At 65.2% G+C, this 15,402-nt stretch carries 9 protein-coding genes; 4 read left to right on the top strand and 5 right to left on the bottom strand.

Annotation, left to right across the window (positions count from 1 at the left end):
* Positions 1–39 precede the first annotated feature (39 nt).
* The 5 genes from ACZ9GA_RS06715 to ACZ9GA_RS06695 form a co-directional block, all read right to left on the bottom strand.
* Positions 40–3,651 carry a transporter substrate-binding domain-containing protein gene (locus ACZ9GA_RS06715; RefSeq protein WP_457363413.1) on the bottom strand — a complete coding sequence of 1,204 codons (3,612 nt, stop codon included), beginning with the start codon at positions 3,649–3,651 and terminating at the stop codon, positions 40–42.
* A gap of 12 nt (positions 3,652–3,663) precedes the next feature.
* Positions 3,664–4,290, bottom strand: coding sequence for a response regulator (locus tag ACZ9GA_RS06710; protein WP_457363414.1), 627 nt, complete (start codon positions 4,288–4,290; stop codon positions 3,664–3,666).
* Positions 4,291–4,322: 32 nt separating this feature from the next.
* Positions 4,323–5,051 (bottom strand): molecular chaperone, encoded by a 729-nt coding sequence (locus ACZ9GA_RS06705; protein WP_457363415.1) that lies wholly within the window; start codon positions 5,049–5,051, stop codon positions 4,323–4,325.
* Between the two features lie 129 nt (positions 5,052–5,180).
* Entirely contained in the window at positions 5,181–7,700 is a 2,520-nt protein-coding gene (locus tag ACZ9GA_RS06700; protein ID WP_457363416.1) for a TcfC E-set like domain-containing protein, read from the bottom strand.
* Positions 7,701–7,790: 90 nt separating this feature from the next.
* Positions 7,791–8,285, bottom strand: a complete 495-nt coding sequence (locus ACZ9GA_RS06695) for a CS1 type fimbrial major subunit (protein ID WP_457363417.1) — start codon at positions 8,283–8,285, stop codon at positions 7,791–7,793.
* 247 nt (positions 8,286–8,532) lie between these two features.
* Here ACZ9GA_RS06695 and ACZ9GA_RS06690 point away from each other — a divergent pair, with 247 nt between their 5' ends.
* The 4 genes from ACZ9GA_RS06690 to ACZ9GA_RS06675 all read left to right on the top strand — a co-directional run bounded on the left by ACZ9GA_RS06690 (position 8,533) and on the right by ACZ9GA_RS06675 (position 14,557).
* Positions 8,533–9,567, top strand: coding sequence for a DNA topoisomerase IB (locus tag ACZ9GA_RS06690; RefSeq protein ID WP_457363418.1), 1,035 nt, complete (start codon positions 8,533–8,535; stop codon positions 9,565–9,567).
* Positions 9,568–9,965: 398 nt separating this feature from the next.
* On the top strand, positions 9,966–10,634 hold the full coding sequence (locus tag ACZ9GA_RS06685) for a TIGR02466 family protein (protein ID WP_457363419.1): 669 nt from the start codon (positions 9,966–9,968) through the stop codon (positions 10,632–10,634).
* A 125-nt stretch (positions 10,635–10,759) separates the two neighbouring features.
* On the top strand, positions 10,760–11,977 hold the full coding sequence (locus ACZ9GA_RS06680; RefSeq protein WP_457363420.1) for a hypothetical protein: 1,218 nt from the start codon (positions 10,760–10,762) through the stop codon (positions 11,975–11,977).
* A gap of 72 nt (positions 11,978–12,049) precedes the next feature.
* Positions 12,050–14,557, top strand: a complete 2,508-nt coding sequence (locus tag ACZ9GA_RS06675; RefSeq protein ID WP_457363421.1) for an excinuclease ABC subunit UvrA — start codon at positions 12,050–12,052, stop codon at positions 14,555–14,557.
* The last annotated feature ends 845 nt before the right edge of the window (positions 14,558–15,402 follow it).

Here is a 15,402-nt window from a genome sequence, read left to right as displayed (position 1 = left end):
TCTGGTGGGCGCCCGCCGTAACGGCGCCACACTTCGTTTTCACGCCTGACAGCGCCGTTCCAGCTGCGCTGTCAGGTCACCCAGGGCATCGCGCAGTCGCGTGATCAGTGTCGGCGCCACGGGGTGCTGGCCTTGGGCGCACGCCACCTCCAGCTGTTCGCATGCCGCCATCAACGCCATCGCCTTGATGATCCGCGCGCCCCCCTTGATGCGATGCGCCAGGTCGGCCAGTACCGTGCAGTCCGCGTCATTGCCCAACGTCACCAGCCGGTCAAGATCGTCCCGGCAGCACTCGATCAAATCGCCCAGCAGGGCCTTGAGCGCATCGGTGTCCCCGGCCGTCAGTTCCTGAAGGGTGCCCAGATCGATGCCCTCCTCCGTCGACGGCAGGGAGTGCGGTTGGACCTCATCGTCCCGCTGCAATGCCATCGCCAGGTCGGTCAGGCTCAAGGGCTTGAACAGACAGTCATCCATGCCCGCCGACAGGCAGTGCTCGCGCTCTTCGGGCACCGCATTGGCGGTAAAGCCGAGCACGCGGCAGGGCCTGGTGCCGTGGCGTCGCTCATGAACGCGAATCGCCTTGACCAGCTGATAGCCGTCCAGGCCTGGCATGTTGCAGTCGCTCATGACCAGATCAAAACCGCCGGCCAGCCAGCACTTGAGGCCCTCCTCGCCATTCTCGGCCAGGGTGACGCGGTGGCCCAGGTACACCAGTTGCTGTTGCAGCAGGATGCGGTTGGCTCGGTAATCGTCCACCACCAGGATGTTCAAGCTGCGCCCCTTGGGCGGTAGCGCCGCCAGCTCAGCCTGGGGCGCGCCCACTGCCCACGGCAGGTGCACCGCCAGTGTCACGCAGGTGCCCTCGCCCAAGGTGCTGTCCAGTTGCAGGGTGCCGCCCATCATGGCGCACAGGGTGCGGCTGATGTTAAGCCCCAGGCCACAGCCCTCACGGGCCGAATGCTGGTTGTTGCTGGCCTGGGCGAACGCGGTGCCCAGCTTGGAGACCTCGGCCGGCGGGATGCCCACGCCGGTGTCCACCACCGCCAGGCGCACGCCTACCCCCAGCTCGTCGGGCGCAAGGTCGATCTGCACCCGCACCTGCCCTTGTTGGGTGAACTTGACGGCGTTGCTGACCAGGTTGGAGACAATCTGCTTGAAGCGCAGCGGGTCGATGTTCACCGCCCTGTCGAGGTTGCCTTGCACCTGCAGCAGCAGGCGCACACGCTTGTGCCGGGCCTGCACCTGGAACAGCCGCACCACGCCCTCCACCAGTTTCATCAGGTCGGTGGGCCGCGGTTCGAGGGTCAACTGCCCGGATTCGATGCGGGTGATGTCGAGAATGTCGCCGATCAACACCAGCAAGCCATTGGCGGCGTTGGCCGCGACTTCAATGGAGGCGTGGTCGTGGCAGCCCTGTTCGGACTTCTTCAGGACCAGTTCGAGCATGCCGGTGATCGCGTTCATCGGCGTGCGTATTTCATGGCTCATGGTGGCCAGGAACACGGTCTTGGCGTGGTTCGCCGCTTCAGCGGCTTCCTTGGCCTGTTGATAGGCCTGCAACAGCCGCTGGCGGTCGGTGACGTCGATCCAGCCACCGATCAGCCCGGCGATGTGGCCGCCGCCCGCCCGATACGGCAACACCCAGTGGTAGATGGTCTTGCTGTCGCCATTGCGCAAGCGCACTTCACGATCGTCCACCACCTTGGTGCCCGCTTCCATGGCCTGCAGATACGCCTGCTGGTAGGCCTCGGCCTGCTCGAAGGTGAAGGTCACGGTGTGCGCCACCGGCTTGCCGATGACCTCGTCGCGGGTGACCTGCAGCTCTTCCAGGTAACTGGTGTTGCACGTCACCAGGTTGCCGTCGCGGTCACGCACGTACAGGGGGTGCGGGGTGCCGTCGATCATCACGCGCATGAACTCCAGTTGGTCGGTCAAGGCCCGCTCGGCGAACGCACGCCGGGTGGCCTGGCGCTTGAGCTGCGTGACCCAGCCCAGCACCATCGCCCACAGCACGGCGCCCATGATCAGCGCCTGGGTGATGTGCCAGCGGTGGCGCACCCAGAAACTCTCTTCCAGCACCACCTCGCCGCGCCAGCGCGCCGCCAGGTCGTTGAATTCCTGGGGCGGGATGGCCAGCAAAGCCTTGTTGAGGATCGACAGCAGCTCGGGGGCCTGGCGCGACACCGCAAAGGCCAGGCTGGCCGGCCGCACCGGCAAGGTGGCATTGATGCGCAGACGGCCCGGGTATTGGCGGGAAATCCGGTAGCGGGCACCAATCAGCGTCAACACCGCGGCATCGGCCGCGCCATCGGCGACCAGGGTCAGGGCGTGGTCGGCACTGCGCGCCTCGAGGCGGGTGATGCCGGGGTACTGGTCCATCACCTGATCGAGCATGAAACTGCCATGGATCAGCGCCAGGCGTTTGCCATCCAATTGCTCCAGAGATGCCGGCTGCTGTTCCTTGTCCCGCGTCACCAGCACCCGCGGGCTGCTCATGTAGGCGCGGGTAAAGCCCAGCTCCTCCTCGCGGGCGCGGCTCTGCGGCAAAGCGGCGATCAGGTCGGCCTGGCCGCCCTGCACTCGTTCGCTCATCTGCGCCAGCGTCAGGCCCGATTCGACGTCGAAGGTCAGGCCGGTCATTTGCCCGATCAGCTCCAGGACCTGGGCGCTGATGCCCCGATAACGGCCTTGACCGTCGCGGTAGCTCAGGGGCAGGAACTGCTCGTCCATCAATACCTTGAGCGCAGGCGCCGCGTCCAGCCAGCGCTGCTCGGCGGCGGTCAGCTCCAGCGGGCGACGCTGGCCGATACTGAAACCGCCCACGCTCCAGCGGCCCAGGATAGCCTGACGCTCCTGCTCGGGGATCGCCTCCAGGGCGATGTTCACCAGGGTCAGCAGGCGGCTGTTGCCGGTGGCCATGGCAAAGCCGAAATAATTGCTTTGCACCGGCACGAAATGGCTCAGGTGCAGCCCGCCCAGCTGCCCCTTGTAGATTTGGTAGTAGGCCCCCAGGGCGTTGCCCAGGAACACGTCGGCCTGACCGAATGCCACCGCTCCCAGCGCCGCCAGCGTGGAGGGATATAACTGCACGTGAGCCTCGGGGTACAGGTCCTGGACCATCGCGCGCGGCAGGTAGAACTCCTGCATCGCCAGGCGCCGGTCGCGCAGGCCGCTGAGCAGCGCCGTATGATCGTCGCTGCGGGTGGCCAGCACCGACTGATCCTGGGCGTAGGCCTGGGACAGCACCAGGTTGGCGGTGGCCGCCTCGAACACGTTGGAGGTGCCCAGCAGGTCGATCTCGCCATCGCGCACTGCCGCCAGCGCCTCGGCACGGCTGGGGTAGCGCACCACCTGCACTTCCAGGTGCAACAGCCCCGCCAGCAGCCCCGCATAATCGGCGGTGATGCCCTCGTACTCGCGGCCGGTGCCCAGAATGTCGAACGGCGCGTATTCGGGCTGGCTGACGCCCAGGCGCAGCACCCGTTGCTGCCACAGCCAGCGCCGGTCGGCGTCGGTGAGATCCAGCGGCGCGATCTGCTCGGCCACCAGGGTGGAGCGCCCATACAGCCGCGGCGATGCCTCATCGGCCACTGCGGCCACCGTCCATTGACTCAACAACAACCACAGCCAGCAAAACATCCGTGCACTCATGGCCGGTCTTTCCTAGACGAGGGAATGGCGCCTGGCCAGATCCGCCAGGTCAACCAGGGATTTGACCCGCAGCTTGTCGATCAGGCGAGCCTTGTAGGTGCTGACTGTCTTGTTGCTAAGCAACATGGCGTCACCGATGGCCTTGTTGCTGTAGCCTCGCGCCAGGTGCTGCAGGATCAGCAGTTCGCGATCGGTCAGGCGTGCCAGGCATTGCGACTCACTGTCCAGGCTGTCGCCGCGATGCACCGAACTGAAGGACACGTCGGGGAAATAGGAGTAGCCGCTCTTGACGGCCTGCACCGCCTTCATCAACTCCTCCAGGTCTTCGGCCTTGGAGACGTAGCCGGCGGCACCCATTTTCATGCAGCGCAGAGAGAAGTAGTCAGGCGACTGGGAGGTCAGCACCAGGATCTTCACCCGCGCGCTGAGTGCCTTGATGCGCGAAATCGCCTCCATGCCATCAATGTTGGGCATGGAAATATCCAGCACCACCAGGTCCGGTGTGTGGTCGCGCACCAGGTGTATCGCGTCGCTGCCATTGTCGGCCTCGGCCACCACCAGGATTTTCATCTTTTCCAGCAACATCCTCACGCTGGAGCGAATGAAGGGGTGATCGTCGACAATTATCGCTCTGTACATAGCCACCTCGCGTGCGCCGCCCAAACCGTCGTTCACCCCTTGAACTCGACCTGGCGCGACTGATCACCCTCGATCACCTCGAAGCGGTATTCGCGGCCCGGGCGTTTGTCGAAGGCGCGGCGGGTACCGGGCAGCAAGTGGTGCTTGGTGGCCACCTCACAGTTCTGCCCCCCTGCTTCACAATCGTTGAAATGGTCCAGCACCACGGTGCTGTTGCCCTGGTTGGGCACCAGGAAACGGCCGCTTTGCTGCACCACCTGGGTGTCGAAGCGGGTGTGCAGCGGGCGCACGAACACCAGCGAACCGTAGCCGGCGAGGATGTTGACCCCCGCCTTGAGCGAGTCTTCGTACTGTTTGCTTTCCTCCTGGGTCAGGGCGAAGTCGTCGTTGGCCTGGGGCAATACGGGAATGAAGCGCACGCGGAAATAGCGCTCGTGCAGGCGCTCGCCGCGGTACAGCAGGCGCACGGCCTGCATGCCGTTGGCCGGCACGATCAGCCGTGCAGGGCTGGCCACCAGGGCGCGCTGGTCCGCCGGCAGGCCCTCCATGGGCACCTCGCGCGTGGTGCCGTCGGCCTCGTAAATGATCTCTGCCACGCTGACCTTGACGAAGGCGGTACTGTCACCCCCGTTGCGTATGCGCTTGAGGTGGGTGCTGCGGTTGCCGTCCAGGTAATCGTAGAGCCCGCCGATGTTGAGCTGCGGCGCCGCGTGCAGAAGGCCTGGCAGCAAACAGGCCATGGCAAGGATGAAACGCTTCATGATGATCGACCTTGAGGAAATGGATCGGCACTGCCAAATGGCCAGCCCCGACGTTTATTATTGGTAGGTAGCTCGACGGAGGATGTAGGGCATTTCCTAATCCTCACGTCGAAATTTCCGAGATGCGGCTCACGCCCCTTCGCCATCGCCCCCCTGCGCCGCTGCCAGGGTGTCGGTTGAGCACCGCTGATCGCCGACCAGCAGCACTTCGTTTTCGCGACGTGCGTGCTTGGCGTCCAGGCGCAGGAAGCACAGGCGCGCGCCCTGGTGGCGCACCTCCAGGGTGGGGGTGGACTCGCTCATCTCCACGGCGAAGAAGCCATCGGCCTCACTGACGCTGCGGCTGGCGTGGTTGATCACCAGCGCGCCCTTGAGTGGCTGGCCCTGTACATCCAGCAAGCGGCCCAGCACCGTCAGCGTGCGCATGACCCGCACGGTGCGGTATTCCACGCCGCCCTTGTTGAGGTGGTACGCAAGGCTGGACGGCTGGATGGTCGCGGCGTGGGCGTCGCTGCCAACGAAGTCCAGCTGCACGCTGCCCGACTTGTAGGCCTGTACCGGGATCACGTTGCGGCCCGGGTGCAGCAGGGCACTGGCGCCGGAAATGTCGTCACCGCGCAGCCGCAGTTGCGCCACGTCCGAATCCACGTCAACGATCAGGCCTGCTTCATACGGTGCGTACTGGCCGCTGAGGGCCACGTGCCCCGCCCCCAGCGCCAGGGTGCTTTCCAGGTTGAGACCGGCAGAGATATCGCCGTTGTAGGACGAGTTTTGCGCGTAGGCATCGCCAAACACGTAGGCGTTCTGGAACTGGGTGTTGGCCCCCAGGCCAGCCCCGTAGCGGTCAGCCGACACCGAGCCCGACACACTGCGCAGGGTGTGGTGCTGCAAGTCCTGCTGCAGGGTCAGCGTGGCGGTGTGGTCGCGCCCGCCATCGCGGGCGGCCTGGCTGCCCAGGCTGGCGGACAAGCGTCGGCCAGGCGTACCCAATGCCAGGCTCAGGCTGAGGTTGACGCCGCGGTTGCGCTGGTTGTCGGAGCTGTAGGTGCCGGGACGGTCGAACACCGACAGCCGCCAGGTGGCGTCCGAACCCTTGACCTTGCCGTAGTAGGCCCAGCCCAGGTCCAGGCTCAGGCCTTGGATGGCTCCGCTGCTGTGGGAGACGCGCGCGCTGGCCGTGTTTTCCCGACTGACGCGGTGGCTCAGTGACAGCGAACTCTGTGCAGTCTGCCCGCCCTGGGCGCTGCGGTAGCGGCGTACCGGTTCACGGCGATCCCATTTGGGCGGTTCGGTCCAGGCACGCGTGTGGCTGGCCACCAGGCTGCCGCGGTCATAGTTGAGGATACCCTGCAGGTCGAAGCCGTTGCCCTGGTCCTGGGTGTGATACAGGTTGCCGAACAACTTGAAGCGGTCGTGGGGGTCCCAGTCCAGCGAAGTGCCGTACTGCATCTGATCGTCCACCCGTTGCGCCGACAGGCCCACCACCGCGCGCGGGTGCAACAGGTAATTGGTCAGCACGCCGGCGCTGAGGCCGTGGCTCTGGTTGTCGTTTTCCCAGTTGCTGAGCAGGTCGCGCTGCTGGCCGGCAAACACGTTGTAGCGCCAGCGCTGCTCGGGGTTGGCCCAGTTGCCCGGCTTGTAGATGAATTCATTGCTGCGCGAGCTCACCTGGCCGTCTTCCACCAAACGCACTTCCACCTCATAGATACCGCCGGGCAGCACGCGGGTATCGATGGTCTGCAGGCCGGCCTGCACCGGCTGGCTGTTGATCAACTGGCCGTTGCGGTAGATCTCGACCACGCCGGGACGGTTGGGCGTGACGTAGATCGGGGTGCTGCTGGGTGCGCCGTTATTGATGGCAAGGCTGTCACTGCTGCCGTACATCACGCCTACCGTGGAGTCGGGGCTTGACCCCATCAACCGCGGCTGACGCGTCAGCCCTTGGGAGCTGGGGGTGAAATAGCCGAGCCGGAAGAAATGTTCCTGGCTGACGCGCTCGCCATACAACTGATCGATGCGATGGCGGCTTTGCGCGCCGATTTCGTTGCTGCGGTCAGCCTGGGCATTGGCCAAGCCGGTCCAGTTGCCCAGGCTGGTCTGCCCTTGCAGGGCATAACGGCCACTGGTCTGCTGGCCGTCGCGGGCCAGGTTCAACTGGTTGCGCATCAGCAGCCCGCGGCTGCCCTGCTCGGGCAACGAGTAGTAACGCAACTGGGCGGGGTCCTGCTCCACGGCGCGGGTGAGGATGGACAACTGCGAGTTGACCAGGCTGTAGTGCAGGGCCACCAGGTCCTGGGCACAGTCTTTCAGGCAATTGCCCAGGGGCCGCCCTTCCACCAGCAGGTCGCGCCAGCGCTGGCGGGTGGCGTCGGGTTCATGGCTGTCGTCCACCTGGGTGAACTCCAGCAATTGCACGGTTTCGTTGCGCGACAGAACGATCATGGCTTCGCCCAGGAAGCGTCCGTCCAGATCGACGCGCACGGCCAGCGGCACGTCGAAGAAATGTTCACTGAAATCACTGGGCAGGTTTTGTGCCTGGCTCAGGATACCCAGGGGGGTGGGCGCTGCTGTCGCCGCCTGGGCCTGAACAAACCACAGCGAGGCAACACAGCAGCCCAGTGCAAGGCGAATGGAAAAGGCTAGGGACATGACAGACGCCGTTGACAAATAACAGGCAAAGGCCTCCCCTGCCCGCGCTTGCAGCGCTGGCGGGGAAGACCGCTCAAGGTGGCTACCCGATCACGGTGCCGGTGCCGGCGGCGGGGTAACGGTTTCGAACATCATGTTGATGACGCCCTGGTAGTTGCCCGCCACGTAGCTGGCACCCGCGCCCTTGGCGGCCACCTGGAAGGCGACGGTAGTGCCCGGGGCCGCCTGGGCCGCAGTCACCACCTCGGCCGCCGTGGTGGTCAGCACTTTGCCGCCCACCGAGACGTCCAGGCCGATGTTGTTGACGCCACTGGTCATCACCGCCGGGTTCAGCAGGTAGGCGGAGATGGCGCCCGAGGTGCTCTTGACCTGCAGTTGCTTGCTGATGGGTTGCAGGCTGTTCTGGAACGAGTTCCAGGCCATTTCCTGCGGGTCGTTCATCCAGTTGCCGCCAACCGGCTCTACATAGAAGTTGTCAGTGGGGATGACAGCAGTGACGGTCACCTGTTTTTCAATGGGGTCGATGGCCATCGCGTTGCCAACAACGAACAAGCTCAAAGGCAGGGCGAGGAACAGGCTTTTCATGGTGAATCTCCGTAAAAGGTCAGTTAGGAGGCAGCGCGTTCGGATCGCCCTGCCCCGCGACCGCACACTGGACAGGTGTCCGTGCAGTCAACGGGGCGCAGTATTGGCAACGTGGCCTGTGAGAAAAATCGGACATTTCCCAAGGAAATCGCGAAATTTCCCAATCAGACATTTCCTACAAAAAACCGACGGCACCTGCGGCCCCGGATGAGGTCCACCCTGAAGACCTTCTGGAAAACTGCCCGCCATGCCCGACCTGACCGACGTGCCGTTACTGCCACCCGACCTTCATTACGTTGACGATCGCCAGCCGGGCATACGTCGGCGACGCCAGGGCGACCACTTCATTTATGTGGCCGTCGACGGCTCGACCATCAAGGACCCCGAGCAGATCAAGCGCATCAACGCCCTGGCGGTGCCGCCGGCCTACACCGATGTGTGGATTTGCAGCGACCCGCGCGGCCACTTGCAGGCCACCGGGCGCGATGCCCGCGGGCGCAAGCAGTACCGCTACCACCCACGCTGGCGTGAATGGCGTGACGAGGACAAGTACGCGCGCATGATGGATTTCGGCAAAGCCCTGCCGCGGTTGCGCCAGCAGCTGGACAGCCACCTGGCGCTGCCGGGCCTGGACCGCAACAAGGTCATGGCCACGGTGATTTCGCTGCTCGACACCACGCTGATCCGGGTGGGCAACACCCAATACGCCCGGGACAACCGCTCGTACGGCCTGACCACCCTGCGCAACCGCCACGTGGCGGTGAAAGGCAGCGCCATCCAGTTCCACTTTCGGGGCAAAAGCGGTGTGGAACACAATGTCTCGGTACGCGACAAGCGCCTGGCGCGCATCATCAAGCGCTGCCTGGACCTGCCTGGGCAGCACCTGTTCCAGTACTTGGACGAGCAAGGCGAGCGGCACACCGTCAGTTCCCATGACGTCAACGCCTACCTGCGGGAACTGACCGGCGCCGACTTCACCGCCAAGGACTACCGTACCTGGGCGGGCAGCGCGCTGGCCCTGTCGATGCTGCGCGAGCTGCACTGGCAACCGGAGCCTGAGGCCAAGCGCCAGATTGTGGAGATGGTCAAGGCGGTGGCGCGCACGTTGGGCAACACCCCGGCGGTGTGCCGGCGCTGCTATATCCACCCGGCGGTGCTGGAGCGCTATGTGCTGGGGGAGTTGGCCAAGCTGCCCAAGCCGCGCCAGCGCAAGGGGTTGCGGTTGGAGGAGGTGGCGCTGGGGACGTTTTTGCAGCGGTTGGTGGCGGCGCAAGGGGGGTAGGGGTGGGGTTTGGGAGGTTTTTCGGTGGGGGCTTGAGGGGGTACGCCTTGGTTTCTTTGGTGTTCATGAGATCGCGCGCCGCCCGCGCGGCGCTTCCCGGGCGCAGCCCGGTCCTACATCTGTTTCGGGCCAGTTATGTCTGTGCCTTTGCCTGGTCCGCCTTGTTGGTTCACTCCAGATCTGTGGTGAAAAAACAGAGCGGACCAGGTGATCCAACAGGCAAAACTGGCCCGAAACAAATGTAGGACCGGGCTGCGCCCGGGAAGCGCCGCGCGGGCGGCGCGCGATCTCATGAACACCCCAAAAACCAAGACATGCACCCAAAACACGCCCCAACTGGCGCCCCACCCCCCCGTGCGCGATAATCCCCCCTCACCAACCCGCCCCGAGCCGCCTCCATGTCCCAGCCCACCTTCCCCGCGCAGGTCGATCCCGAGAAGATCAAGATCACCCGGCTGTTCCCCACGCCGATCGCCGCCCTGCAACACCCCGATCACGAACGCCTGAACGAGCGCCTCAAGGCGGTGATCCTGGCGCGTAGCGAGTCGCACCCCGGCACGCTGCGCAGTAACGTGGGCGGCTGGCAGTCGGAGGAGAACTTTACCGAGTGGTCGGGCGAGGCTGGCGCTCAACTGCTGGCCTTCGCCCAGGAGATGGCCAACCAATTGTCGGCAGTCAGCTCGCCCGAACACGGTCTGATAGAGGCACATTTGACCTGGAACTACAGCGCCTGGGCCAATATCAACCGCCGCGGCCACGCCAACGCCCTGCACGGCCACCCCGGTTCGTTCTGGTCGGCCGTGTATTGGGTGGACGACGGCGGCCGCTCGGGTGACCCGGCAGTGGGCGGCGAGCTTGAGTTCGTCGACCCGCGCGGCATCACCCCGATGCTGCTCAACCCCGCCCTGCGCATGCGCATCGAGGGCTGCCTGGGTGCCGGTTCGTCGAGCGTGCAGACGCCGCAAAGCGGCACACTGCTGATGTTCCCGTCCTGGCTGCTGCATTCGGTACGCCGCTACGACGGCGAGCGGCCGCGCATTTCCGTGGCGTTCAATTTTTCCATCTGAGTTGGCACCCGGCAGGTATGGAACGTTCGACCTGCCGGGCAACATTTGGGAAACGTCCTACAGAAAATTCAAACTGTACGCACGAACATGGCGCCTTCTTGAGCCAACCAGGAAGGAGCACTATCGTGAAAAAGGAATACATCAGCCTGTTGTGGCTGCTGGTGGGCCTTGTGCCGTGGTCGTCCACGCACGCCAGTGAACTGGCGATTACCGCCGAGTTTGCCCCCAGGGTCAGCTCGCCCGACACCGTGAGGTTCGTCAACACCACGCCGTTGTCAGGTTATTGCTACGGCAACGCCAGCCATTGCAAACCCGGCGACTTCACCATTCAGTTCCCACTGAACATCGACCGCGAATGGGTCAGCCCTGGCCCCATCGAGGGCCACAACTACCAACGCGTGGATGGCAACTGGAAGACCGTGACCGTGACCGCCGACAATGGCGGCCAGGCCGTACCCCTGCAATTTCGCCTCAACCTGCTGTCACGACGCTATAACCGCGGATCGCTGGCACCCGGCGGCATTGATGGCAGTATTACCAACATCAGCAACTATTCAGGCGTCTATGGCGCCAGCCGTGGCGGCTGCCAGGGTCGCGTGGGTGCCGGCAATGCCGCCCTCTATGAATTTGCCTGGGGGGTGCCGAGCGGTATCGCCACCTGCTCGCGAGAACCCAACGACGTGCCCATAGGGCCCTATCTGGGCAGCGTCAACAACGTCTCGGTAGGCTACGAGCTGGAGGCGCCCAACCCTTTTGCCCTGGGCAATGGCACCTATCGCGGCAGTGTCACCTATACCCTGGGTTCAGGCCAGCAGATCGACCTGGGCACCGGCGAGTACAGCGATTCGGAACTGACCTTCAACTTTGAGCTCAAGGTGCAGCACGAGCTGCGCGTGGACTTCCCCGCAGGCAGCGACCGTGCGGTACTGGAGCCCGACGGCGGATGGCAGCGTTGGCTGCACGGTGGGCAAGTACCCACGCGGCTGCAGCGCACCCACCCGTTCCAGATATGGGCATCGGCCCCGATGAAGATGTACCTGCGTTGCGACACGCCCATGGCCGGCCAGTGCTCGATTCGTGAGCCTGGGAACGGCCATCAGGTGCCGATTGTGGTAGCGGTCACCCTGCCCGGCGAAATCCGCTATCAAGGGGCGCCCGTCCAGCAACTGCCCTTGCCGCTGGGCGAGGCCCAGGCCCTGCAGTTTCAGAGCGTGGCCATCGCCGCCGCTCGCCAGGCCCGCCTGCACTATTGGGTCGATCAGCCCCACGTGGCGGCCATGCTGGAACACCGGGGCAGCCAGTATCGAGGCGACGTGACCATCGTCTTCGACGCGCAGATTTGACCGCGCTGCGCACTTTGCCGGCATCGACAGGTCGGTTATAAGACGTGATCGCCATTGCAGGTGCAGTCGTTTATGAAACCAATCGGCCAGTCCGGGTACGTGCGTGTGCGCGGCGCCCGGGAACACAACCTCAAGAACGTCGATGTCGATATTCCCCGTGACGCCCTGGTGGTGTTCACCGGGGTGTCGGGCTCGGGCAAGTCATCGCTGGCGTTCGGCACCTTGTACGCCGAAGCCCAGCGACGCTACTTCGAATCGGTGGCGCCCTACGCGCGGCGGTTGATCGACCAGGTGGGCGTGCCGGACGTGGACGCCATCGACGGCCTGCCGCCCGCCGTAGCCCTGCAACAACAGCGCGGCACGCCCAGCACTCGGTCCTCAGTGGGCAGCGTGACCACCCTGGGCAGTCTGGTGCGCATGCTGTACTCGCGGGTAGGCGACTACCCGCCGGGCATGGGCATCCTCTACGCCGAGGACTTCTCGCCCAATACCCCCCAGGGCGCTTGCCCGGAATGCCACGGCCTGGGCCGGGTGTACGAGGTCAACGAGCAGACCATGGTGCCCGACGACTCGCTGACCATCCGCGAACGCGCCGTGGCCGCCTGGCCCACCGCCTGGCAGGGGCAGAACCTGCGCGACATTCTCGTGACCCTGGGCTATGACGTCGACATCCCCTGGCGCGACTTGTCCCGCGAGCAGCGCGACTGGATTCTGTACACCGAGGAACAACCCACGGTGCCGGTCTACGCAGGTTTTACCCCCGCCGAAACCCGCCAGGCGCTCAAGCGCAAGCTGGAACCCAGCTACCAGGGCACCTTCACCGGCGCCCGCCGCTATGTGCTGCACACGTTCACCCACTCGCAAAGCGCACTGATGAAGAAGCGCGTCAGTCAGTTCATGCGTGGCGCGCCCTGCCCCCTGTGCGAGGGCAAGCGTTTGAAGCAGGAGGCGCTGAAAGTGACCTTCGCCGGGCTGGACATCGGCCAGTTCTCGCAGATGCCGCTGGCGCGCCTGGCGCAGGTGCTCAAGCCCCTGGCCGAGCACGGCGCCCAGGACGATGGCCTGTCGGTGGAAAAGCACCTGGCCGGCCAACGCCTGGCCCACGACCTGCTGCAACGCCTGCACACCCTTACCGACCTGGGCCTGGGCTACCTGGCGCTGGAGCGCAGCACCCCGACGCTGTCCTCGGGTGAATTGCAGCGGCTGCGCCTGGCCACCCAGCTCAACTCACAGCTGTTCGGGGTGATCTATGTGCTGGATGAGCCGTCGGCCGGCCTGCACCCGGCCGATGGCGAAGCGTTGTTCGTGGCGTTGCAGCGGCTCAAGGCGGCGGGCAATTCGCTATTCGTGGTGGAGCACGACCTGGAAACCATGCGCCGCGCCGATTGGCTGGTGGACGTCGGGCCTGCGGCCGGCGAGCACGGCGGCACCGTGCTGTTCAGCGGCCCGCCCCATGGCCTGACAGATATCCTGGAGTCGCAGACACGCCTGCATTTGTACGGCGATGCGGTGCCGCTGCCTCATCCGCGGCGCCAGCCCAGGGACTGGCTGAAGCTTGCGGATGTCACCCGCAACAACCTCAAACGCTTGGCCGTGGACTTCCCCCTGCATGCCTTCACGGCCGTCACGGGTGTTTCGGGCTCGGGCAAATCCAGCCTGGTCAGCCAGGCGTTGCTGGAGCTGGTGGCAACCGCCCTGGGCCACACGCTGGCCACGGAAGACGAGCCAGCCGACAACCCACTGGAAGACGCCGCGCCGGTAACCGAGTCCGGGCACATCGTCAGCGGCATGGCCGCCATCCAACGCCTGGTGCAGGTGGACCAGAAGCCCATCGGCCGCACGCCGCGCTCCAACCTGGCCACCTACACCGGCCTGTTCGACCAGGTGCGCAAGCTGTTCGCCGCCACGCCCCAGGCCCGCGAACGCGGTTTTGATGCCGGGCAGTTTTCCTTCAACGTGGCCAAGGGCCGCTGCCCGCATTGCGAAGGCGAGGGTTTTGTCAGCATCGAGTTGCTGTTCATGCCCAGCGTCTACGCGCCCTGCCCCACCTGCCACGGCGCCCGCTACAGCCCGCAGACCCTTGAGGTGCAATGCCTGGGCTTGAACATTGCCCAGGTGCTGCAACTGACGGTGGACCAGGCCTGCACGGTATTCACCGAGCAGCCGCCGATTCAACGCGCGCTGACCGTGCTGCGCGACATTGGCCTGGGCTACTTGCGCCTGGGTCAGCCGGCCACCGAACTGTCGGGCGGCGAAGCCCAGCGCATCAAGCTGGCCACCGAGCTGCAACGCGGCCAGCGCGGCGCCACGTTGTACGTGCTGGACGAACCGACCACCGGGCTGCACCCCTGCGACGTTGACCGCTTGCTGGCGCAACTGAACGGCCTGGTCGACGCCGGCAACACGGTGATCGTGGTGGAGCACGACATGCGCGTGGTGGCGCAGAGTGACTGGGTGATCGACATGGGCCCGGGGGCCGGCGATGCCGGCGGCAAAGTGGTGGTCTGTGGCAAACCGGAAAAGGTCGCGCACAGCAAAACCAGTAAAACCGCCCCTTACCTAAGGGCCGTGCTGCCCTAAAGCCGAACCCCAAAGGCGGACCAGGCGATGCCCCAGACAACACTGGCCCGAAACAGACGGTAGGAGCCGAGCTTGCTCGCGATGCGCCGCGCGGGCGGCGCTCGATCTCAAGAGCGCCCTACCCCCCAAGACATGCACCTGCAAGCCCCAACGCGGTCCTTGTAGCCGCTGCCGCCAGGCTGCGCTGGCCGGTGTGAACCCTGGAGATCTCCAGCGTGGCGTAGGGCCAGCGCAGCCTCGCGGCAGCGGCTACAGGTGCATGCCGGTGTTTTAGTGGCGTCCTTGAGATCGAGCGTCTGTTTCAGGCCAGTTTGAGAGCGGTGCTGCCCTAAAGCCGAACCCCAAAGGCGGACCAGGCGATGCCCCAGACAACACTGGCCCGAAACAGACGGTAGGAGCCGAGCTTGCTCGCGATGCGCCGCGCGGGCGGCGCTCGATCTCAAGAGCGCCCTACTCCCCAAGACATGCACCTGCAAGCCCCACCGCGGTCCTTGTAGCCGCTGCCGCCAGGCTGCGCTGGCCGGTGTGAACCCTGGAGATCTCCAGCGTGGCGTAGGGCCAGCGCAGCCTGGCGGCAGCGGCTACAGGTGCATGCCGGGGTTTTAGTGGCGTCCTTGAGATCGAGCGTCTGTTTCAGGCCAGTTTGAGAGCGGTGCTGTCCTAAAGCCGAACCCCAAAGGCGGACCAGGCCATCCCCCAGACAACACTGGCCCGAAACAGACGGTAGGAGCCGAGCTTGCTCGCGATGCGCCGCGCGGGCGGCGCTCGATCTCAAGAGCGCCCTACCCCCCAAGACATGCACCTGCAAGCCCCACCGCGGTCCTTGTAGCCGCTGCCGCCAGGCT

The organism is Pseudomonas sp. TE3644 (assembly GCF_056278815.1).
The sequence above is the reverse complement of the archived record's forward strand: the minus strand, read 5'-3'. Positions and strand labels throughout refer to the sequence as shown.

What these genes read in the sequence shown, in the direction of transcription:
- ACZ9GA_RS06710 (WP_457363414.1), bottom strand. Translation starts at nt 4,290, where the DNA reads ATGTACAGAGCGATAATTGTCGACGATCACCCCTTCATTCGCTCCAGC.
- ACZ9GA_RS06700 (WP_457363416.1), bottom strand. Translation starts at nt 7,700, where the DNA reads ATGTCCCTAGCCTTTTCCATTCGCCTTGCACTGGGCTGCTGTGTTGCC.
- ACZ9GA_RS06685 (WP_457363419.1), top strand. Translation starts at nt 9,966, where the DNA reads ATGTCCCAGCCCACCTTCCCCGCGCAGGTCGATCCCGAGAAGATCAAG.
- ACZ9GA_RS06705 (WP_457363415.1), bottom strand. Translation starts at nt 5,051, where the DNA reads ATGAAGCGTTTCATCCTTGCCATGGCCTGTTTGCTGCCAGGCCTTCTG.
- ACZ9GA_RS06695 (WP_457363417.1), bottom strand. Translation starts at nt 8,285, where the DNA reads ATGAAAAGCCTGTTCCTCGCCCTGCCTTTGAGCTTGTTCGTTGTTGGC.
- ACZ9GA_RS06715 (WP_457363413.1), bottom strand. Translation starts at nt 3,651, where the DNA reads ATGAGTGCACGGATGTTTTGCTGGCTGTGGTTGTTGTTGAGTCAATGG.
- ACZ9GA_RS06675 (WP_457363421.1), top strand. Translation starts at nt 12,050, where the DNA reads ATGAAACCAATCGGCCAGTCCGGGTACGTGCGTGTGCGCGGCGCCCGG.
- ACZ9GA_RS06690 (WP_457363418.1), top strand. Translation starts at nt 8,533, where the DNA reads ATGCCCGACCTGACCGACGTGCCGTTACTGCCACCCGACCTTCATTAC.